Annotated in this window: 16 protein-coding genes; 5 read left to right on the top strand and 11 right to left on the bottom strand. The window is 73.0% G+C overall.

Going from position 1 to position 19,995, the window contains the following annotated elements:
• Nucleotides 1-167: 167 nt before the first annotated feature.
• Together FHS22_RS14170 and FHS22_RS14165 are read left to right on the top strand one after the other, a co-directional pair.
• Complete coding sequence (locus tag FHS22_RS14170; protein WP_184941842.1) at nucleotides 168-545, top strand: hypothetical protein; 378 nt, start codon at nucleotides 168-170, stop codon at nucleotides 543-545.
• Nucleotides 546-915: 370 nt separating this feature from the next.
• Nucleotides 916-2,874: a DNA/RNA non-specific endonuclease gene (locus FHS22_RS14165; RefSeq protein WP_184941840.1), complete on the top strand. Its 1,959-nt coding sequence runs from the start codon at nucleotides 916-918 to the stop codon at nucleotides 2,872-2,874.
• 15 nt (nucleotides 2,875-2,889) lie between these two features.
• Here the strand turns inward: FHS22_RS14165 and FHS22_RS14160 are convergent, their stop codons facing one another.
• On the bottom strand, nucleotides 2,890-4,131 hold the full coding sequence (locus tag FHS22_RS14160) for an FAD-dependent monooxygenase (protein ID WP_184941838.1): 1,242 nt from the start codon (nucleotides 4,129-4,131) through the stop codon (nucleotides 2,890-2,892).
• Between the two features lie 113 nt (nucleotides 4,132-4,244).
• Here FHS22_RS14160 and FHS22_RS14155 point away from each other — a divergent pair, with 113 nt between their 5' ends.
• Nucleotides 4,245-4,769, top strand: a complete 525-nt coding sequence (locus tag FHS22_RS14155) for a TetR/AcrR family transcriptional regulator (RefSeq protein WP_184941836.1) — start codon at nucleotides 4,245-4,247, stop codon at nucleotides 4,767-4,769.
• Between the two features lie 94 nt (nucleotides 4,770-4,863).
• Here FHS22_RS14155 and FHS22_RS14150 read toward each other — a convergent pair whose 3' ends face one another.
• From FHS22_RS14150 to FHS22_RS14130, 5 genes are all read right to left on the bottom strand, one after another.
• Complete coding sequence (locus FHS22_RS14150; protein WP_184941835.1) at nucleotides 4,864-6,825, bottom strand: peroxidase family protein; 1,962 nt, start codon at nucleotides 6,823-6,825, stop codon at nucleotides 4,864-4,866.
• Nucleotides 6,825-7,310, bottom strand: coding sequence for a hypothetical protein (locus FHS22_RS14145; RefSeq protein ID WP_184941833.1), 486 nt, complete (start codon nucleotides 7,308-7,310; stop codon nucleotides 6,825-6,827). The genes FHS22_RS14150 and FHS22_RS14145 overlap by 1 nt, the downstream gene beginning before the upstream one ends.
• Nucleotides 7,311-7,422: 112 nt before the next feature.
• The gene (locus FHS22_RS14140) at nucleotides 7,423-8,325 is read right to left on the bottom strand and encodes a patatin-like phospholipase family protein (protein ID WP_184941831.1); all 903 of its coding nucleotides are present in this window, start codon (nucleotides 8,323-8,325) and stop codon (nucleotides 7,423-7,425) included.
• Nucleotides 8,326-8,330: 5 nt separating this feature from the next.
• On the bottom strand, nucleotides 8,331-9,242 hold the full coding sequence (locus FHS22_RS14135) for an acetoacetate decarboxylase family protein (protein WP_184941829.1): 912 nt from the start codon (nucleotides 9,240-9,242) through the stop codon (nucleotides 8,331-8,333).
• Entirely contained in the window at nucleotides 9,239-10,327 is a 1,089-nt protein-coding gene (locus FHS22_RS14130) for an esterase/lipase family protein (protein ID WP_221473634.1), read from the bottom strand. The genes FHS22_RS14135 and FHS22_RS14130 overlap by 4 nt, the downstream gene beginning before the upstream one ends.
• Nucleotides 10,328-10,442: 115 nt before the next feature.
• Between FHS22_RS14130 and FHS22_RS14125 the strand changes: the two genes are divergently transcribed.
• Nucleotides 10,443-12,866: a GMC oxidoreductase gene (locus FHS22_RS14125; RefSeq protein WP_184941827.1), complete on the top strand. Its 2,424-nt coding sequence runs from the start codon at nucleotides 10,443-10,445 to the stop codon at nucleotides 12,864-12,866.
• A gap of 75 nt (nucleotides 12,867-12,941) precedes the next feature.
• Entirely contained in the window at nucleotides 12,942-13,508 is a 567-nt protein-coding gene (locus FHS22_RS14120; protein WP_184941825.1) for a hypothetical protein, read from the top strand.
• Nucleotides 13,509-13,519: 11 nt separating this feature from the next.
• Here the strand turns inward: FHS22_RS14120 and FHS22_RS39225 are convergent, their stop codons facing one another.
• The 5 genes from FHS22_RS39225 to FHS22_RS14095 all read right to left on the bottom strand — a co-directional run bounded on the left by FHS22_RS39225 (nucleotide 13,520) and on the right by FHS22_RS14095 (nucleotide 19,923).
• Nucleotides 13,520-14,977 carry a diguanylate cyclase domain-containing protein gene (locus FHS22_RS39225; protein ID WP_184941823.1) on the bottom strand — a complete coding sequence of 486 codons (1,458 nt, stop codon included), beginning with the start codon at nucleotides 14,975-14,977 and terminating at the stop codon, nucleotides 13,520-13,522.
• Nucleotides 14,978-15,039: 62 nt separating this feature from the next.
• The gene (locus FHS22_RS14110) at nucleotides 15,040-16,596 is read right to left on the bottom strand and encodes a glycoside hydrolase family 43 protein (RefSeq protein WP_184941821.1); all 1,557 of its coding nucleotides are present in this window, start codon (nucleotides 16,594-16,596) and stop codon (nucleotides 15,040-15,042) included.
• Nucleotides 16,597-16,696: 100 nt separating this feature from the next.
• Entirely contained in the window at nucleotides 16,697-17,539 is an 843-nt protein-coding gene (locus FHS22_RS14105; RefSeq protein ID WP_184941819.1) for a carbohydrate ABC transporter permease, read from the bottom strand.
• The gene (locus FHS22_RS14100; RefSeq protein WP_184941817.1) at nucleotides 17,536-18,501 is read right to left on the bottom strand and encodes a carbohydrate ABC transporter permease; all 966 of its coding nucleotides are present in this window, start codon (nucleotides 18,499-18,501) and stop codon (nucleotides 17,536-17,538) included. Before FHS22_RS14100 ends, FHS22_RS14105 begins: the two co-directional genes overlap by 4 nt.
• A 96-nt stretch (nucleotides 18,502-18,597) precedes the next feature.
• The gene (locus tag FHS22_RS14095) at nucleotides 18,598-19,923 is read right to left on the bottom strand and encodes an ABC transporter substrate-binding protein (protein WP_184941816.1); all 1,326 of its coding nucleotides are present in this window, start codon (nucleotides 19,921-19,923) and stop codon (nucleotides 18,598-18,600) included.
• Nucleotides 19,924-19,995: the final 72 nt, after the last annotated feature.

Here is a 19,995-nt window from a genome sequence, read left to right as displayed (position 1 = left end):
TTACGCAAAGGCCGCGGCCAGGCAGGTGTCGGGAGTTATCGCCCGATCCGGGCAGTTGTATGCCGGCCGTCTCCGTACTCGACACGCGGCCCGGTTCCGCCCAGGGGTCCCCGCAGGGAGACCAGGCAATCGGACGCCGGGATGTTCCGCAGAGCAGAAGGGAAGCAATGCGTAAATTGTTTAAGACCCTGGTCAGATGCGCGGGTGCCGCGGCGCTGGCGGCGAGTGTGAGCGTGGTCGCCGCATCGCCGGCGAGCGCGACCACCGCGAGGTGCACCGTGGTCACCAATCACTGCGAGACGGCCATCCTCAAGGCGACGTACCCCCTTTGGTTCATCGACTGGGAGGTCGATTCCGGCGCCTCGGGATACGGCTGCAGCTGGCGGGTACGCGACACCGACAACCAGAACATCGTCGGGTCGGGGAGACTGGGCGCATTCCGCCACCACAGCGGGCGGATCACCGGGCTCTACGGTTACTACCGCCTGGAGCTGTTCAACTGCGGAACCTCGGCATTCGGCTGGCTCGACGACCAGTGGGTCTGACCGGGCCGAGCATCTCCCCGCCCGGCCCGGTCGTCCGGAGCGGGAGCGGGGGGCGGAACTGCGTGGGGCCGCCCGTCGGCGCGACCGCGGCTCGCGCTTCGGACGGCCGCACCGGCGCCGCCGCGTCCCGGGCGCTGTGAGGCTCGTGCGCGTGTAAGCAATCTGCGACCAGCGAGGTCTCCGGTGGACGGCCGATCGGCCGGGATGGATCGGCACCGGAGACCTCGCCGCCCGTCCGGGCACGACACGCCGTCCCCCGGCGGACGTCGAAACGGCGCCCGACTCACCCAGAAAGCTGCCTTTAGGCAATTAGGCAAGTTATTGCCTGATCGGGGGATTTCGGTGAATGCGCCGCTGGTATGAGCGGTGAATGACGTCCATCGAACTGCTGGTTGAGCGACAGGCCGAGGCCGCCGCGCGCCGGGTGGCGGAGCGGGCCGCGAGACGGCACGAGCACGAGTCGGCACTCGCGTCTCCGGGCGGGCTGGCCGCCGCCGACACCCGCGAGCGGATCGGCAAGCGCATCGAGCGGCTCAGCCGGTTCTACGGGGACGGCGACCTGATCGGGGGCGACGTGCCCGGGGCGGCCGCGCAGCTCGAAAAGATCATCAATACCGCGGACTTCGTGGGCGTGCGCTATCTCGACGCCGGGGTGGCCGCGGCCCGCGGGGTGGGACGGGTGAACGTCCGCGACGGGCACGGCCGGCTGACCGGCTACGGCACCGGGTCCATGGTGTCCCCGGTGCTGCTGCTGACCAACCACCACGTGCTGCCCGACGCCGGTACGGCCCGCAGCAGCGTGATCGAGTTCAACTACCAGGACGGGATCGACGGCAGGCCGCTGCACGCCGTGGCCCACCCGCTCGACCCGGACCGGTTCTTCCTCGCCGACGCCGAGCGCGACTTCGCACTGGTCGCGGTCCGCGCGCCCGCCGCCGACCTGGCGGCGCTCGGGTTCAACCGGATGATCGAGGACGAGGGCAAGGCGATCATCGGGGAGTTCGTCACGATCGTGCAGCACCCGCGCGGCGAGAAGAAGCAGGTGGCGCTCCGCGAGAACCGGATCGTCGACGTCCTCGACCAGTTCCTGCACTACATGGCCGACACCGAACCGGGCTCGTCCGGTTCGCCGGTGTTCAACGACCAGTGGGAGGTCGTCGCGCTCCACCACGCGAGCGTGCCGGTGGCCGGCGACAGGGGGTTCGGCATGTTCGTCAACGAGGGGATCCGGATCAGCCGGATCTGCCGGTTCGTGCGCGAGGCGCCGCTGCCGCCCGCGCAGCGCGCGCTCGCCGACCAGCTCTTCGTCCCCGGCCGGACCGGGCAGGCGGCGCCCGCCTCCTTCCCGCCGGCGGACGGCGCGGCCTCCTCCGCGGTCCCGGCGCCGGTGTCCTTCACCGCGGCGGGCTCACCGCCCGCCCGGGACGGCGAGATCACGATCTCGGTCCCGCTGGAGGTCACGGTCCGGCTCGACGGTACGGCCCCGGCGACGGACGGAGAGGGCGCGATCGACTCCGACTACGCCGGCCGCGGCGGCTACGACCCCGGGTTCCTGGCCCACCCGCTGCCGCTGCCCGTGCCCTCCCCGGAGCTGGCCGCGGTCGCCTCCACCGAACTGCGCTACCACCACTTCAGCATCGTCATGCACCGGCGGCGGCGGCTCGCGCTGTTCACCGCCTGCAACATCGACGGGAAGCTCGCCCGGCGGCCGCGGCGGGAGAGCGACCGCTGGATCTTCGACCCCCGGCTGCCGGTCGGGGAGCAGACCGGCGAGGCCGTCTACCGCGACAACGACCTGGACCGCGGGCACCTGGTACGCCGCCTCGACCCCGCGTGGGGCACCAGCGACGTGCAGGCCAGGGCCGCCAACGACGACACCTTCCACTTCACCAACTCCACCCCGCAGCACCACGCCTTCAACGCGGGCCAGACCCTCTGGCTCGGCCTGGAGGACTACGTCCTGAACAACGCCGACACCCACGACCTGGCCGTCAGCGTGTTCACCGGCCCGGTCCTGGCCGAGGACGACGACGCCTACCGCGGGGTCCTGCTGCCCCGCCAGTTCTGGAAGATCGTCGCGATGGTCAAGGAGTCCGGCGCCCTCTCCGTGACCGGCTACCTCCTCAGCCAGGCCGCCCTGATCGACGAACTGCCCACCGAGGAGGCGTTCTCCTACGGCGCCTACCGGACGTTCCAGGTCCCCGTGCGCAGCATTGCCGCCCTCACCGGCCTGGGCCTCGACCCGCACGCCGCCGCCGACCCCCTGGAGCGGATGGAGCGGGCACCGCTGCCCCGCGAGATCATCCGCCCCGAGGACCTGCTGCTCTGACCGCGCCGGCCGGCGTCACCTGGCGGCGCCCGTCTCCATGACGGGTCCCCGCGGGTAGTCCTTCAGCGCGACCTCGTCGTGCAGCCGCATCCCCCCGCCGCCGAGGCCGGCCAGCGCGCGGGCGACCGGCGTGGGGACGTGGTTGACCAGCCGGACCCCCTGGACGAGGCTCCACAGCCCCAGGCGGGTGGCGGGGATGAGCCGCTTGGCGGCCCCGACGGCGAAGGCGCGGCTGCGCCGCACGTAGTCGCCGATCTCCCGCTCGTAGGCCGGGAACGCCCGGGTGTGGTCGCCGCGGGCCTCGGCCAGCTCACCGGCCAGGACGTAGGCGCCCACGACGGCGAGGCTGGTGCTGCCGCCGACCGCGGGGCCCGGGCAGTAGCCCGCGTCGCCGACCAGGCTCACCCGCCCCCGGGACCAGGTGTCCATGCGCAGCTGGGTGATCGAGTCGAAGTAGAACGCCGACGCGCGGTCGAGCTCCTCACCCAGGAGGCGGGGCACCTCCCAGCCCAGCCCGGCGAACTCCCGGCGCAGCAGTTCCTTCTGCCGGTCGACGTCCCGGTGGTGGTAGTCGAGCTCGGCGGCGGGACGGAACAGGAAGATCGCGCGGGCGTCGTCCATGCGCGCGCCGCCGTACACGGCCGCCATCCTGTTCACGCCCGTCACCCCGTCCATGCGGTCGCGCAGCCCCAGGTAGTTGGGGATCGACATGACCGCCAGGTAGGCGCCGATCCAGGTGGAGAAGCGCGACTCCGGGCCGAAGACCAGGCGGCGGACGTTGGAGTGCAGCCCGTCGGCCCCGATCACCAGGTCGAACCTGCGTGGCGCTCCCCGTTCGAAGGCGACGTCGACGCCGCCGGGGTCCTCGGCGACGGCGGAGATGGAGTCTCCGAAGACGTACTCCGCGTCGTGCCGGGTGGCCTCGTAGAAGATCTCGCCCAGGTCGTCCCGCATGATCTCGACGTGCCGGTCGGACACGACGCGCATCAGCCTGCCGACCTCCAGTTCGTGCAGGCGGTCGCTGTTCTCGGGGCGGAGCGTGAGCCGCTCGGTGCCGGTCCCGCACGCCTGGACCGGCTCGATCAGGCCCATCCTGTCGACGATGTCCATGGCCGGGCGGAACAGGTCGACCGCGTGCCCGCCCGCCTTGCGCAGCGCCGGGGCCCGCTCGACCACGGTGACGGCGAAACCGTACCGGGTGAGCCAGTAGGCCAGCACCGGCCCGGCGACGCTGGCTCCGGAGATGAGGACCCGCATGAGCGTCTCCTTACTTAACGGAAGGTAAGTCGCTTACTTAACGATAGGTAAGCACAGGGAGCGCCGGGCGGCAAGGGCTTACTTAACGATAGGTAAGCGTTACCCTTGGCTCCATGGCGAGGCCTTCGGACACCAAGACGCGCATCCAGGCGGCGGCCCGCGAGCTCTTCCTCGCGCAGGGCGTGCGGAACACCAGCCTGAAGCAGATCTCCGACCGGCTCGGCATCACCAAACCGGCCCTCTACTACCACTTCGCGTCACGGGACGACCTGGTCAGGAGCATCCTCCAGCCGTTCATGGACGAGCTGGAGGCGTTCGTGGCCGGGCGCGAACCCACCGATGCGCGGCGGCTGCTCGACGACTACTTCGACCTCGTCTGGCGGCACCGCGAGGTCTTCATGATCATCCTGAACGATCCCGCCACGCTGGCCGCGCTCGACCTGGTGGACCGGATCTGGGAATGGCGCAGGCGGCTGGCCGCGCTCCTGCTCGGCCCGGACCCCTCCGCCGCCGCGCGGATCCGCGCGACCGTGGCGTTCGGCGGCATGTCGGACTGCGTGGTGGAGCACCGGGCCCTCCCGTTCGAGGAGGTCAAGAGCGTCGCCGTGGGAGCCGCGCTGGCCGCCCTCGCCGCCTAGCCGCCCGCGCGGTGCTGTCAGCACCGCCCGCGCGGTGCTGTCAGCCGGCACCGCCCGCGCGGTGCTGTCAGCCGGCACCGCCCGCGCGGTGCTGTCAGCCGGCACCGCCCGCGCGGTGCCACGGGGCGAAGCCGTTGCCGACGCCGCGCAGGGCCGGGCGGAGCTCGGGATGGTGGCGCAGGAGCACCGAGGCCATCGTGTTGTCCGCGATCCAGTCCAGCCCGGCCCGCGTGTAGATCCGCTCGGCGTAGTCCGCGGTGAAGAACCGGTCGCTGTTGAGCCTCCTGGAGGCCATCAGGATGAAGACGCGGAAGGCCGTGTCACTGAAGGCGAACCCCTCCGGCCGCCGCTCGGCGAACATCCCCACCGTCAGGTCGACGTCCTCCAGCCGGTCCCGGTACACCTCGCGCAGCGCCGCCGCGAGCCCCGGGTCGCCGGCGAGCGCCTCGAAGCTGCGCGCGGGCGGCAGGTGGAGCAGCCGGCGGAACTCGTTGTAGCGCGGCACGCCGAGCTCCCGGCAGCGCAGGATGTCGGTCGCCGCCAGGTCCATCAGCCTGCCGTCCGGCCGTTCGAACTCCTGCAGCAGGCGCGGGAAGTTGTTCAGGACGATCGCCCCCGGGTGCTCCGTCCCGAAGGAGTACAGCAGGTCGGCGGCGGAGACGGCCGAGGCGACCTCCAGGGCCGCCGGGCCGGACAGCTCGCGCAGCGTGTACCGGCGGATGGGGGAGTCGTCCCCCAGCGAGCGCAGGCCGTACTCGTCGGGTATCAGCGGATGCATCCGGTAGACCGCGACGAACTCCTCGGTGAGGCTGTAGGGGACCCCGAAGTGGTCGGTGGGCGAGCCCGGGATGCCGCTGACCACCTCGCCGCCGCCGAGCCTCCCCAGCGCCCTGCTGATCCGCTCGGAGGCCAGCCCCCACCAGTTGGCCCGCAGCCCGATCACCGCGGTGGGGTGGCTGATGACCGCGGGCGTCCACTCCACGGTGTGGATCTTGGCGACGAGCGCGGCGTTGACCAGCCTGGCGCGCTCGAACAGCTCGTCGTCGCCCCAGCCCGGGTACTCGGCCCGGAGCCGGTCGCAGATGGCGTTGTGCTCGCGGGTGAAGAGCGTGTGCAGCATCACCAGGCCGAGCCAGAACCCCGGTTCCATGGCCGGGTCCGCCTCACCGCCCGCCATCGGCCGGGTGCCGCGGGAGCGCAGGCGCAGCTTGCCGTCGGCGCCCGTGCGGGCCGCACGCTGCTCCTCGGCGGAGCTGCCGTAGACCAGTGACAGGTCCCACCAGTGCGAGACGGTGTTGAGCGACGTCACGGGCCCGTCGTAGCCGGGCGGGCGGGTGGTGTCGGCGGGGATCCGCGGGATCGTCATCGGCGGCGCCGGCCAGTCGTCGTCCGGTTCCAGCGGGATGGTCCAGGGGTCCTCGGACGGGCTGCGCCCGTGGCTGAACCAGTCCCTGATCATGAACTGGAGCCACGCCGCGGCCAGGACGTTGAGGCTCCCGGCGGGCTGGAACCGGGTGCGCGTCATGAGGCGGCGGCTGACCAGGCGCGGGTTCGGCGTCATGATCCGCCCCGGTGGTTCGGCGTACGCGCTGTCCAGCGGGACGTTCCTGCCGAACCGGGTCCCGGCCATGCCCATCGAGGGATGGTCGAGGTCGTTGCAGGAGCCGTCGGCGGTCCTCCGCACGCGGGGGTCGCCGGGGCCGGGTGCGGGCCGCGGCGGGCCGACGGAGGGCAGCCGGCCGGGGTCGTGCAGGTTCCGCTTGCGGAGCCGGTTGCGGATCCCGACCAGGACCGCCAGGCCGAGCGGGGTGGGCAGCCGGTCCCAGCCGAACCGGCGGTCGAGCAGCCCGGCCAGCGCGTCGTAGAGGGCCCAGAACCGCGAGCGGCGGTAGCCGGCCCCGGTGACGGGCTTCGCGGCGGGTCCGCCGCCCCGCTGCGGGCCGCTCCGGGCGGCGGGGGGCGCGTGGCCGGTCGGCGTCCGGTCGGCGGCCTGCCGTTCCGCGGAGTCCGGGCGCGCCGGGGCGGTGCCGGCCCCGGCCGCCTCGCGCGGCCCCATCACCGGCTCCCCGCCGGCCGCCGGTCCGGCCGGTACGGCACGGCCTCCCGGGCCTCCCGGGCCGTCCGCCGCCCACCGTCCGGCACCGCGTCCGGCGCGGCGGCGGGCGGCGGGGAGCCGCCGGCCGCCGCGAGCGCGGCCAGCGCGAGCGCGGTGTTGACCGCCGAGAGCCCGGCGGCCGCGGCCGCTCCGCGCCACGGCACCTGCCCGGCCCGGCCCGCGGCGAGCGCGGCGAGCGCGTCGCTCGCGTGGACCAGCGGGGCGGAGCGCAGCGCCCGGGCGTCCCCCGCCAGGAGGTCGAGGCCCATCACCACGGTGCGGACGCCGAAGAGCCGCAGGACGTACGGGGCGGCCGGGTTGCGTCCGGGGGCGTCCTGCAGCCGGCCCGCGATCAGGCCGGGCGCGAGGAGGGCCGTCGTGCCCATCACGATGCGGACGAGCGCGAGCGCGCGGCGCGCGCCGTCCGCGGTGGTCTGGTGGTCCATCGCTTCTCCTGAAGGGTCGTCTGGGAAGGGTCGTCCGGGAGAGGTGCCGTTCACCCCGCATGCCGTTCACACGCGGGTCGTTCCCCCGTGTGCCGTTCACACCGCGGGTCGTTCACACCAGGTGCAGGGCGGCGGCCTTGCGCAGGTGCCCCGTCCTGACGAGGTGCTCCCGGGCGGCGGTCCGGCCGGCCTCGATGGTGGGCCGCATCTGCCGCCGGTTGCGGAAGAAGAGGTAGCCGACCGGGACCGGCGCGGACGGCCGCACGATGTGCACGGTGACGTGGCGCTGCCCCGGCTCGGCGGTCCCGGCCGCCACCCGCGCGTTGACCTCCTCGATCCGGTCGAGCTCTCGTTTGAGGTTGCCCGTGGCGCAGATCTCGAAGATGTGGCCGAAGTGGTTCCAGAACCCGCCGCGCCACGTCGGCAGGTCCTCGATGGTCCAGATGAGCCAGATCTCGTCGGCGCCCTGCCGTACGGCCTCGGTGAGGTTGGCGTCCTTGAGGAGCATGGCGTCGAGGTAGAGCGTGCCGCCCCTGGCCACCGGCGGGACGACGCCGGGGACCGCGTCGATCGCCAGGAAGGAGTCGAGGTCCATCTGCGTGTGCGGGATGGTCTCGACCCGCTTCGTGGTGAAGTTCACCACGTTGAACGTGGCCGTGACCGGGTGGCCGGCGACCTCGCGGCAGGATCTGATCCTCGCCAGGTCGATACCCCACTTGGGGAGGATCCTGCGCACCGCGGCCTCCTGCGTGAGCAGCGACGGCAGCTTCCAGAACGTCAGGTAGCGCCACCACGGGTGGAAGGAGACGAACTCCCAGGGGGAGAGGTCCCCCCAGGCCGCGGCGACCTGCCCGCCGGAGCGGCCGGACAGCAGCATGCCGAGGTTGAAGACCGACCCGCTGGTCGCGTCGATGTGGTCGAACCTCAGGTCCGACTCCTCCAGCAGCACCTGCAGGGCGCCGGAGGCCCAGCCGATCTTCGCTCCGCCTCCGGCCAGGACGAGTGATCTCTTCACGGTGGTCACCTGCTTCCGGCGTGTTCGCGTGGTCCGGGCGCCCGCAGCAGGCGGTCGCTGGAGGCGCGGTCGGGGGGCGGCAGACGGTCCTGGCCGAGACCGAGGCCGGTCACGCTCTCCAGGCCGTCCTCCGGTGGCGCCGGTGGGGTGTCCGAGGTCAGGAACCACGTCTCCACGTGGTCGTCGAGCACGCCCCGCATCGCCGGGACGAAGGCGGTCACGAGCGGCCGCTCGGCGATGTCCAGCCGTTTCATCCAGGCCACCCGCTCGTGGTCGCCGACCAGGAGGCGGCTGCGCGGGCCGCCGCCGGGCGTCACGCCCATCCGGCCGCGCAGGGAGATCCGCGACTTGGCGAGCATGCCGCGGAAGCACCCGTACCCGACGCCGTTGAACCGCAGCGGCAGTCCCGTCCACGCCGGGCGCGGGACGTCGACGCGCATGACGAGCCGCCCGTCGAGGTCGTACTGGCTGCTCACCGTGGTCTCGCCGACGACGAAGTCGAGGTTGGCCCGCCGTTTGGGCATGCCCCAGATGCCGCGCCCGCCCTTCACCGAGATCTCGGTGCTCACCGGCAGGTCGTAGATGTAGACGCCGGTGCCGAAGGCGGAGCCGAGCAGGAGCGGGAGCAGCGGCGGCGCCGGCCGGCCGCCCCTGGTGCACAGGATCCCGATGCAGAACTCCACATAGGTGCCGATCGTGGTGTCCCGGTAGTCGACGACCGCGATCAGCAGCAGGCCACTGCCGCCCGTCCGGTACGGGTGCAGCTCCCGCGGGAGCACGGCCCGCGCGCCGTCCGGGTCGACGGCGTAGGCGGCCAGCAGCGCGGGGCTGCCGCGCGTCCCCACGGGCATCCGGAAGGGGATGCCGTCGACGTTGGCGAAGTGTTCCGCGGGTGAGGTCTCTTCAGGTGAGGTCATGGTCTCTCCCCGAGCCGCGCCGGGGAACCGGCCAGCTCCTCGGTGATCAGGGGGAAGACGTCGCGGTGCGCGCGCTCGCCGAAGAAGACGTCCAGGTGGCTGTAGCCCGGCAGGACGTGCAGCGCGTGGCGGCGGGGCCGGAAGGAGGAGAAGAACCGGTAGGACCGGATCTGGCTCTCCGGAAGGAAGCAGCGGTTCAGCCGCCCGGTCAGGAAGACGACGCGGGCGTCCGTCCCGGGCTCCTGCGCGGTGTAGTCGTCCGGCAGGCCGTCGAGGTGCTCGTAGGACACCAGGCGGCCGCGGCGCACGCACCGCTCCATCTGCCGGAAGAACGTCAGCGGCACCGGGCCGAACTCGCGCGGGATCCAGGCGTCGTGCGTGGCGGAGCCGACGTTCTCGTGCCGCCACAGGGCGGGGAACCCGCTGCCGTAGGTGAAGCTCACCAGCTTGCACTCCGTGCTGGCGCACTCGTGGTGGCTCGCCTTGACCAGCCAGGTGATCGCGGCGGCCGCCCCCGGCGGCGGCCGGTCCCCCCACGAGGGGTCGAGGTAGTCCAGGAACCGGTGGGCGAGCGGCACCGCGTAGCGGAGCTTGGCCTGCGACCAGAGCGGCACGACCGGGTGCAGGGACACCGCGTTCGTGATGATCGTGTCGACCTGGGGGACCAGGCCCGCGCAGGCGGACATCATGAACGAGGTCGAGCCCTGGCAGTGGACGACCGCCTTGACGCGGTCCGCCCCCGTCTCCTCGACGACCTTGCGCACGGCGGCGGGGTGGTCGTGGAGCGCGGCCTGGTCGAGGGTCCAGCGGTTGGGCGGCAGGTCGATGCTCGCCCGCCAGTCCTCCAGCCACACGTCGTGCCCGCGCGCGACGAGCGCGTCCACGAGGTTCACGGCCACGGGCGCGCGGAACACCCCGGAGCGCACCCCCGCGCCGTGGACGAGGACGACCGGGGCCCTGGTGGGCGGATGCGCCCCCTGGACGTTGACGAGTTTGAGGTCCATGCCGTCGCCGGCGGTGAAGGGGACGACACGTTCGCGCGTGGCGCGTTGCTGGTGCATGGCGATCGCCGCGATCCCGGGCACCGCGGGCCGGACGCTCGGACGGCACTGCCGGCTCCGGTGCTCATGTGACTGGTCGGTTAGTCTTTATTGTCTACCCCTCCCCCTGACTTGACAAGGTTGACCGCGGGAGGTCGGTATGAACGATCATGGCCGTCACCAGGGAACATTCCCGGGGGCCGAGCACGTGGACGCCATCGTCGTGGGCTCGGGGTTCGGCGGGGCGGTCGCGGCCTACCGGCTGGCGGAGGCGGGCCGGCGGGTGGTCGTGCTGGAGCGCGGCAAGCCGTACCCGCCGGGGTCCTTCCCGCGCACGCCGGCCGCGATGGCCCGCAACCTGTGGGACCCGAGCGAGGGGCTGCACGGCCTGTTCGACCTGTGGAGCTTCCGCGGGACCGGGGCGGTCGTCTCCAGCGGGCTCGGCGGCGGCTCCCTCATCTACGCCAACGTGCTGCTGCGCAAGCCCGAGCACTGGTTCGTGCGGGAGAGCCCGCTGCCCGGCGGCGGCTACGAGCACTGGCCGGTCACCCGAGCCGACCTGGACCCGCACTACGACGCCGTGGAGCGCATGCTGCAGGCCCAGCGGTACCCCTTCGGGCTGCCGCCGTACGACGCGACCGCCAAGACCCGCGCGATGCGGGAGGCCGCCGGGCGGCTCGGGCTGGAGTGGGAGCTGCCCCCGCTGGCGGTCGCCTTCGCCCCCGAACCCGGCGCCCGGCCGCTGCCCGGCCTGCCCGTCCCGGACCCGCCGTACGGCAACCTGCACGGGCTGCCGCGTACGACGTGCAGGCTGCGCGGGGAGTGCGACCTGGGATGCAACGACGGGGCCAAGAACTCCCTCGACCACACCTACCTGTCGGCCGCCGAGCACGCCGGCGCGGACATCCGCACGCTGCACGAGGTGCGGGGGCTGGCCCCGGCGCCCGGCGGCGGGTACGTCGTGCGCTACGTGGTGCACGACCCGCGCGACGAGGGACGGCGCACCCCCACCCGGCGGCTGCCGCTGCGCACGATCACGTGCGACCGGCTGGTCCTGGCCGCGGGCACGCTCGGCACCACCTACCTGCTGCTGACCAACAGGTCGGCGTTCCCCGGCATGAGCCGCAGGCTCGGCGCCCGGTTCAGCGGCAACGGCGACCTGCTCACCACGGTCCTGCGCGCCCGCGACGACGCCGGCGGCCACCGCCCGCTGGAGGGCAGCCGCGGACCGGTGATCACCAGTGCGATCCGCGTGCCGGACGCGCTCGACTCCGGCCGCCGGGTCCCGGGCAGGCGCGGCTTCTACGTCCAGGACGCCGGCTACCCGCCCATGGTGGAGTGGCTGGCGGAGTTCGCCGGAGTGCCCGGTCAGTTCAGGCGCGCGGCCTTCTTCCTGCTGGGCAGGCTCCGGGCGGTGCTGACCCGGTCCCCGCAGACCCGGATCAACGCCGAGCTGGCCGCGCTGCTCGGCGACGGGCACCTGTCCGACGGCTCGCTGGGACTGCTCGGCATGGGCCGGGACGTGCCCGACGGGGTCATGCGGCTGCGCCGCGGCTACCTCGACGTCGACTGGACGACGCGGACGTCCATGGCCTTCTTCACGGGGATGCGCGCGACCATGCAGGACATCGCCCGGGTCCTGCGGGCCGGCTACCGGGACAGCCCGCTCTGGCTGGCCCGCAGGGTGATCACGGTGCACCCGCTCGGCGGGGCCCCCATGGGGCGGCACCCCGGCGAGGGCGTCGTCGACGGGTACGGCCAGGTGTTCGGGTACCCGGGCCTGCACGTCCTCGACGGCGCGGCGCTGCCGGGACCGGTCGGCGCCAACCCCGCCCTGACGATCGCCGCGCTCTCCGACCGGGCGTGCGACCGCATCCTGGAGGCCCCGGCCGCCCGGCCGGGCCGTACCGGGACGGCCGCCGCCCCCGCTCCCGCGCCCGCCGCGCGGACGGTCTCGCGGGAGGCGACGGGACTGAGTTTCACCGAGGAGATGCACGGCCACGTCACCCTCGGGGCCGCCGACCCCGCCGAGGGCGAGCGGCTGGGCCGGGCGAACGGCCACCGGCTGATGTTCCGCCTGACCGTCACGGTGGACGACGGCGAGCGGTTCGTGGCGGACGCCGGGCACGAGGCCGCCATGACCGGGTGGGTGAGCTGCGACGAGCTCGGCGGCGAGCACCTGCCGGTGCAGGCGGGGTGGTTCAACCTCTTCGTGCGGGAGGAGGACCCGGCGTGCCGGCGGATGCGCTACCGCCTGCACTTCGCCGACGCCGGCGGCAACCCGCTGACCCTCGTCGGGTGGAAGGACGTCCGCGACGACCCCGGCGCCGACGCGTGGCGCGACACCTCCACCCTCTACGTCCGGGTGCTGGAAGGGCACACCGGGCCCGCCGGGGACGGGGGAGCCCGCGTCGTCGCCGCGGGCGTCCTCGCGATCCGCCTGCCGGACCTCCTCCGGATGCTCGCGACGTTCCGCACCCGCGGACCGGACGGGCCCGCCTGCCTGGCGCGGTTCGGCGGGCTGTTCCTCGGCGAGCTGTGGGAGGTCTACCACGAGCTCGCGGGGCGGGTGCGGGTACCGTGACGCCCGGAGCAGGGGACGGCCCCCTGCGGCGGGGGGAAGAGTCCTCCCGGACGGCCGCCGGCATACGGAGGTTCCATGAGTGAGGCGTATTCACCCGTTCCCGAGCTGAACCTGCTCAAGGAGCTGCAGGACCGGCTCGGAGGCAGACCCTACGCGGGCGGGTTCGAGCTGTTCGACTACGGCGACGCCGGTTACCTCCAGGGCCTGGCGCATCCGGAGTTCGGGGAGCGGCTGATCCCCTTCGCCCGGGCCTCCGACTCCGGTTCGTTCTACGCCCTGTGGCGGTGCGACGACCGGGAGGACATGGCCACCCTGCCGGTCCTGTTCTGCGGGGACGAGGGCGAGCTCTTCATCGAGGCCTCCGGCCTGCGGGACCTGTTCCGGCTGCTCGCCCTCGACGGCGCCCACCTCGACGGCGCCGAGCTCGAGGAGGAGGACCACACCGCCGGGCACCACGAGTACCTCGCCTGGCTGGAGGGGAACTTCGGGCTGGCACCGCCCCGCGACGCCGCCCCGATCCACGAGGCGGCCTTCGCGCAGTACGGGCGGCCCTTCGCCGAATGGTGGTTGCGGCTCGTGCCCGACCACGCCTCCGTGGAGGAGATGCTCAGGGAGCTGTCCTCCCGGTGGCTGCTCCTGTGACGGCGGGCGGTTCAGCCCGCGGCGTCCCGGACCGGGGCCCCGGACAGGCGACCGCCCCCGGGCGCCGCCCGCTCGGTGCGGCCGCGGCCGGCCTCCTTCGCGGCGTACAGCGCCGTGTCGGCGCGGTTCAGTAGTTCGAGGGGGGTCTCGCGGCCGTCCCAGAGGGCCAGGCCCGCCGAGAAGGTCTGCCCCTGCGGGGTGGCGGCGCGCAGGGCGGCCAGCAGGTGTTCGGCGCCGTCCGGATCGCGGCCGGGCATCAGCAGCACGAACTCCTCGCCGCCGTAGCGGGCCAGCATGTCGCCGCCGCCGAGCGCCAGGCTCCAGGCGGTGGCGGCGCCGGACAGCAGCGCGTCCCCGGCCTGGTGGCCGTGAGTGTCGTTGAACCGCTTGAACCGGTCGAGGTCGATCAGGGCCAGGGTCAGGGGAACGGCGTCCCGGGCGGCACGCTCGTACTCGCGGGCGAGCTGGGCGTCCATGGTGCGGCGGTTGGGCAGGCCGGTCAGCGTGTCGGTGCGGGCGATCTCGTCCAGCCGCCGGGCCTGCTCCTCCAGACGGCGCAGCATGCCGGCCATCCGGGCGACGACCAGGAGGAACAGCAGGACGGAGGCGATGGCGACGGCCCAGGAGTCGAGTTCGAACCCGAGGGCGAGCTGCACGATCAGGGTGCCCGGGGCGAGCAGCACGACCGCCGTCAGGACCAGCAGCCGGCGCGGGGTCAGGAAGGTGACCGGCTCCGTCCCGGCCCGCAGCAGGTCGGCTGCGGAAGGATGCAGCGCCGCGGCGCCCCAGAGCAGGTAGCTCAGCAGGTAGGGGAGGACGTCGACCGGCAGGGCCAGCCCGGCGGGGTCGTCGACCAGCACGAAGAGCACGTCTCCGGCGAGGAGGAATCCGAGGGCCGCGACGATCATCCTGAGGGCGGGCGTCCGCGCGCCCGTCACGGTCAGCACCACGGCGAGTCCGGCCAGCAGCAGCATGTCCCCGACGGGGTAGCCCAGCGTGATCACCCGGGTGAGCACGGAGTCGTGGCCGCCGGGGTCCGGGCCGAGCAGGACCCAGTACGGCAGGGCGAGGCCGACGGCGACGATGGCGCCGTCCAGCCAGGCCTCCCGGTCACCGGACGGGCGGCGGCGCCGGACGAGCGTGAACAGGGCCGCGGCGACGAGCGGGTACTCCAGGAGGTAGAACCCGTCGGCCGCGGACGGGAAGGGGTCGGTCCCGGCGACGTGCTGGTAGTAGACCCAGAGGGCGTCACCGGCGGTCATGGCGAGCTGGCCGAGCAGCAGCAGCGTCCAGGGCAGGACGGCTCCGCCGCGGCGGCGCGCGACCGAGCACAGCATCGCGGTCACGGCGGCCAGGCCGCCCAGGACGCACGCCACGTCGCGCGGCATGCCGTACGGCAGCAGCACGAAGACCGCCATGCCCGCCGCACCGGCCAGGAGGTAGGCGCGCCAGGCCCGGGAACCGTTCACGCCGCCCCATCGGCAGGCCGGGCGGGCACCTTAGCAGCAGGGAGCGGGAGCCGCCGGCGCGATCACGACTCCGTGTAGGAGGGGATCCCGAACTCGGCCTGGGCGCCGCCGCCGGTGAGGTCGACGGCCCAGACGCCGAGGAACGCGCCGGTGAACCCCCAGGAGCGGCCGTCGGTGGCGTACTCGTCGGACAGGATGCCCGCGTCCAGCACCGCCGGGAGCGTGGTCCACGCCCCGGTGCCGGAGGAGAAGGAGAAACGCAGCTCGGACCCGTCGAGTCCGGCCCGCAGCCGGATCGGCCCCGCCTCCGGCACCCCGACCGGGGCCCCCGCCGGGGCGGTGATCTCACCGCGGTCGCTGGCCAGCAGCTCCAGGCAGCGGCCGACCCCCTCCCGCCGGGTGACGGCGAGGAGGTACCAGTTCTGGGTGTTGTAGTAGGCGGTGATCCCGGCCAGCTGCTGGAAGTCCTCAGGGGAGAAGTCGACCGGAACGGTGAGGCTGCACCGGGTGGACGCGGCGCGCCGGGCGACCAGGCTGGGCCGGACCCGGGACCAGGGGGACTGGCCGCCGCGCACGCGCAGGCGGCCGTCGTGGACGGTCATCCAGTCCTCGGACGCCGGGCGGCGCAGCGTGTTCCACTCCGTTCCCGTCCAGCCCCCGTCCTCCTGCGGCCACGGGCGGGGTTCGAGCGGGAGCGGCACGGTCTCGGCGGGCACGCCGCCCTCGACCCGGGGCCAGCCGCCGGCGGGCCAGGTCACGCGCTGGAGGGCGGTCTCGCGGCCGAGCACGCACCGCCCGCGCGGGGTCAGCGGGCGGCCGGTCAGGTGGGCGAGGAACCAGTCGCCGCCGGGGGTGTCGACCAGGCTGGCGTGCCCGGCCTTCTGCAGCAGCAGGGCGGGGTCGTGGCGGGAGGTCAGCGCCGCGCCGGCCGGGTCCGGCTCGTACGGGCCCAGGATCGAGCGGGAGCGGGCGACGGTCACCTGGTGCTCCCAGTCCGTGCCGCCCTCCGCGGTGACGAGGTAGTACCAGCCGTCCCTGCGGTGCAGGTGCGGGCCCTCGGTGTACCCCGCCTCGGTGCCCTCGAAGATCACCTCAGGGGCGCCGATCAGCTTTCCCTCGGCCCGGGAGTACTCCTGGGCGATGATGCCCGATGCCCAGGGCATCCCGGGCCGCCAGTCGCATCGGTTGCTCAGCAGCCAGCTGCGGCCGTCGTCGTCGTGGAACAGCGAGGGGTCGAAGCCGCGGGCGTGCAGCGGGACGGGGTCCGACCACGGGCCCTCGGGAGAGGCGGCGGTGACGACGAAGTTCGGGGTGTCCCAGAAGCCGCCGAAGCTCTCCACGTCGGAGTAGACCAGGTAGAACAGGCCGTCGGCGTAGGACAGGCAGGGCGCCCACACGCCGCCGGAGTCGGGCACGCCGGTCAGGTCGACCTGCTCGGACCGGGTCAGGGCGCCGCCGAGGCAGCGCCAGTTGACGAGGTCGCGGGAGTGGTGGATGCGGACCCCGGGGCACCACTCGAAGGTCGAGGTGGCGATGTAGTAGTCCTCCCCGACCCGCAGGATGGACGGGTCGGGGTGGGAGCCGCGCAGGACCGGGTTGCGGGCGATGGCGGAGGGCATGCGGGAACGGTCTCCTTGCGTGGAAGGGGTGCGGTACGGCGTGCGGCCCGCCCCGCCGTACGGCTCACCGGCGGGGTGCGGCGGCGGGCGGAGGCGCGGATCAGGCGGTGATGCTTCCGGCGGCCAGGCCGGAGCGCCAGTGGCGCTGGAGCAGCAGGAACGCGGCCACCAGCGGGATCACCGAGACCAGTGCGCCGGTGACGACCAGGTGGTAGATGACGTTGCCGGAGGAGGGCGGGGTGGAGTTCCAGTCGACCAGGCCGAGGGTGATCGGATACAGCGCCCGCTCGTTCAGCATCACCAGCGGCAGGAAGAAGTTGTTCCAGATCGCGACGAACTGGAACAGGAAGATGGTGACCAGGGCGGGCGCCATCAGCCGGGCGGAGATCGAGAAGAAGATCGAGTACTCTCCCACGCCGTCCACCCGGGCCGCGTCCATGACCTCGTTCGGCACCGAGGAGCCGGCGTAGATCCGGGCCAGGTAGACGCCGATCGGGCTGACGCAGCTCGGCAGGATCACCGCGAGCGGGTTGTTGTCCAGGCCGAGGTCAACCATCAGGAAGTACAGCGGCAGTGCCAGGGCGGTGGTCGGCACCAGGACCGCGCCGAGGATCAGCACCGACAGGGTGCCCGAGCCCCGGAAGCGGTACTTGGCCATGGTGTAGCCCGCCAAGGCCGCGAGCAGGGTCGCCACCGTGGCGCCCGCACCGGCGTAGAACACGGTGTTGAGCATCCAGCGCCAGAACAGGCCGTGCTGGTAGGTGCCCAGTTCGGCGAGGTTGTCGAAGAGGGCGAACCGCTCGCCGAAGGCGAAGCCGATCGCGCTGAACAGGTCGTCGCTGCCCTTGGTGGCGTTGACCAGCACCCAGGCGAGCGGGAGCAGGAAGTAGACGGTGGACAGCAGCAGCACCAGCTGGGTGAGGGGGAGGCCGAGACGTTTCACAGGGCGCCCTTTCGCTGGCCGGCGCGGAGGAACACGAACGAGAAGGCGAACGTCGCCAGCGCCAGCACCACGGCGATGGCCGCGGCGTAGCCGGGCTGGGCGTCGGTGAACGCCTTGGAGTAGGCGTAGAGGTTGGGCGTGTAGTCGGCGGTGACGCTGCTGGACAGCGGCCGCAGCACCGCCGGCTCGTTGAACAGCTGGAACGCGCCGATCAGGGAGAAGATGAACGCCAGCAGCATCGCGGGCACCAGCATCGGCAGCTTGACCCGGAGCGCGAGCGCCAGCTCGCCGCAGCCGTCGAGCCGGGCCGCCTCGTAGACGCTGACCGGGACGGCCTGGAGCGCGGCGATCAGGATGATCATGTTGTAGCCGGTCCACTGCCAGACCGCGACGTTGGCGATCGAGCCGAGCAGCGCGCCGCCCTCCAGCAGCTCGGGCGTGCCGAAGCCGAGGGAGCGCAGCGCACCGGCGATCGGGCTGAACTCCGGCTGGTAGAAGAACCCCCAGACCAGGGTCGCCACGACGACGGGGATCGCGTAGGGCAGGAAGATCGCCAGCCGGTGCAGGCGGCGCAGCCGTACGATGCCGGAGTCGAGGATGAGCGCGAACCCGGCCGAGAGCACCAGCATCACCGGGATGGTGAGCAGCACGTAGCCGAGCACCCGCAGCAGTCCGGAGTGGAAGCCCGGGTCGGTGAGGACCTCGGCGTAGTTGCCCAGGCCCACGAACACGTCCTTGGGCTTGCCGAGCAGTCCGGCGCGCTCGGTGCCGTGCAGGCTCTGGTAGACCGCGATGCCGATGGGGACGAGGAAGAACAGCGCGAAGAACGCGGTGAAGGGCGCGACCATCACGTACGGGACGGCCCGCACGCCGATCCGGCGCGGGGCCCGGCGGCGGGACGCGGGGCGGGGGGTGCCGCCGTCGGGGCCGGTACGGCGTGGCGGCGCGGCCACCTGGCTCATGGGAACTCCTTCGAGGGGGTGTCCCGTACGGCCGGCCCCCGGTCTACGGGCGGGTGCGCCGGCGGCCGGCCGTACGGAAGCCTCTGGGTCGGGCCGTTACTCGGCGACGGGGAAGCCCTGCTTGCGCATGTCCTCCACGGCCCGCGCCTGGACCCGGTCGAGGGCGTCGGACAGGGTGCCCTGGCCGTTGACGGCCTTGCCGAACTCGTCCTTGAACATGGCGAACACGGTCGTCATGTTCGGGCCCCAGGTGAAGTCCGGGTCCACGCCCTGCTGCGCGGCGAGGAAGACCTCCTGGGTCTTCTGCCCGCCGAAGAACGGGTCCTCCTTGGTGAAGGCGGGGGAGCTCTGGCCGGAGACCAGGGCCGGGAAGATGCCGTTGGTGTCGACCGCCAGGTTCACCGCGTCGGGGTCGGTGTTGAGCCAGGTGATGAACTCCGCGGCCTGCGCGGCGTGCTTGGAGCCCTTGGGCACCGAGAGCGCCGAGCCTCCCCAGTTGCCGGCCGCGGTCCGGCCGTCGGCCCACTGGGGCATCGGGGCGACCTTGAACTTGCCCTCGGCCTTCTTCATGGAGCCCTTGATGTAGGACTGGGCCCAGGAGGGGGCGATCCAGGTGGCGATGGTGCCGTCGGTCAGGCCCTTGACCCACTCGGGGGAGAAGTCGGCGCCGCCGGCGACGGCCTTGGTGTCGAGCATGCGCTGCCAGACGGCGGCCACCTGCTTGGACTTGTCGTCGTTGAGGGTGACCTTCCAGGCGTCACTCTCGGCGGTGTACCACTTGGCGCCGTTCTGCCAGGTCAGGCCCGCCCACTGGCCGGCCTGCTGGGGGGAGAAGATCGCCATCTTGACCTCGGGGTCGGCCTTGGACAGCTTCTCGGCCGCCGCGGCGTACTCCTCCCAGGTCTTCGGCACCTCGATCCCGTGCTTGTCGAACACGTCGGCGCGGTAGTACATGCCCATGGGGGCGATGTCCTGCGGGATGCCGTAGACCTTCTCGCCCTGGGTGGACTGCTGCCAGGACCAGGCGGGGAACTTCCCGCCGAGGTCGGCGGGCACGTGCGCGGAGATGTCCTCCAGCGCGTCCGCGGCGACCATCGTGTTCATCATCTGGTACTCCACCAGCGCCACGTCGGGGGCGGTGCCGGCCTTGACCGCGGCCTGCAGCTTGGTGAAGTAGGTGTCCGACGGCAGGCTCTCGTACGTGACCTGGACGTTCGGGTGCGTCTGGTTCCACTTCTCGACCATCTTGGTCTGGTCGATGAAGTGCCAGTAGGTCAGCTCGACCTTCTCCGCGGGGGCCGAGGCCGCCGCGCTGCCACCGGTGGCGGGGGCCTCGGCCGTGCCGCCGCTTCCGCAGGCCGCGACCAGCAGCAGGCCCGCCAGGCCGGCGGCCATGCCGAGCCGGGTACCGATTCCGCTCATCCCGGGCTCCTCTCGGGTACTTCGGGGGGTAACTCTCACGACATGGAATCGAAATTTTCGCGAGATTTTCGA

This window comes from Thiemannella venezuelensis, assembly GCF_014203605.1.
GTDB lineage: Bacteria > Actinomycetota > Actinomycetes > Streptosporangiales > Streptosporangiaceae > Planomonospora_A > Planomonospora_A venezuelensis.
Note: the sequence above shows the minus strand (reverse complement) of the source record. Positions and strands in the feature narration are given on the sequence as shown.

Coding starts and splice junctions, on each gene's coding strand:
- FHS22_RS14170 (WP_184941842.1), top strand. CDS start 168: ATGCGTAAATTGTTTAAGACCCTGGTCAGATGCGCGGGTGCCGCGGCG.
- FHS22_RS14165 (WP_184941840.1), top strand. CDS start 916: ATGACGTCCATCGAACTGCTGGTTGAGCGACAGGCCGAGGCCGCCGCG.
- FHS22_RS14160 (WP_184941838.1), bottom strand. CDS start 4,131: ATGCGGGTCCTCATCTCCGGAGCCAGCGTCGCCGGGCCGGTGCTGGCC.
- FHS22_RS14155 (WP_184941836.1), top strand. CDS start 4,245: ATGGCGAGGCCTTCGGACACCAAGACGCGCATCCAGGCGGCGGCCCGC.
- FHS22_RS14150 (WP_184941835.1), bottom strand. CDS start 6,825: ATGGGGCCGCGCGAGGCGGCCGGGGCCGGCACCGCCCCGGCGCGCCCG.
- FHS22_RS14145 (WP_184941833.1), bottom strand. CDS start 7,310: ATGGACCACCAGACCACCGCGGACGGCGCGCGCCGCGCGCTCGCGCTC.
- FHS22_RS14135 (WP_184941829.1), bottom strand. CDS start 9,242: ATGACCTCACCTGAAGAGACCTCACCCGCGGAACACTTCGCCAACGTC.
- FHS22_RS14125 (WP_184941827.1), top strand. CDS start 10,443: ATGAACGATCATGGCCGTCACCAGGGAACATTCCCGGGGGCCGAGCAC.
- FHS22_RS14120 (WP_184941825.1), top strand. CDS start 12,942: ATGAGTGAGGCGTATTCACCCGTTCCCGAGCTGAACCTGCTCAAGGAG.
- FHS22_RS14110 (WP_184941821.1), bottom strand. CDS start 16,596: ATGCCCTCCGCCATCGCCCGCAACCCGGTCCTGCGCGGCTCCCACCCC.
- FHS22_RS14100 (WP_184941817.1), bottom strand. CDS start 18,501: ATGAGCCAGGTGGCCGCGCCGCCACGCCGTACCGGCCCCGACGGCGGC.
- FHS22_RS14095 (WP_184941816.1), bottom strand. CDS start 19,923: ATGAGCGGAATCGGTACCCGGCTCGGCATGGCCGCCGGCCTGGCGGGC.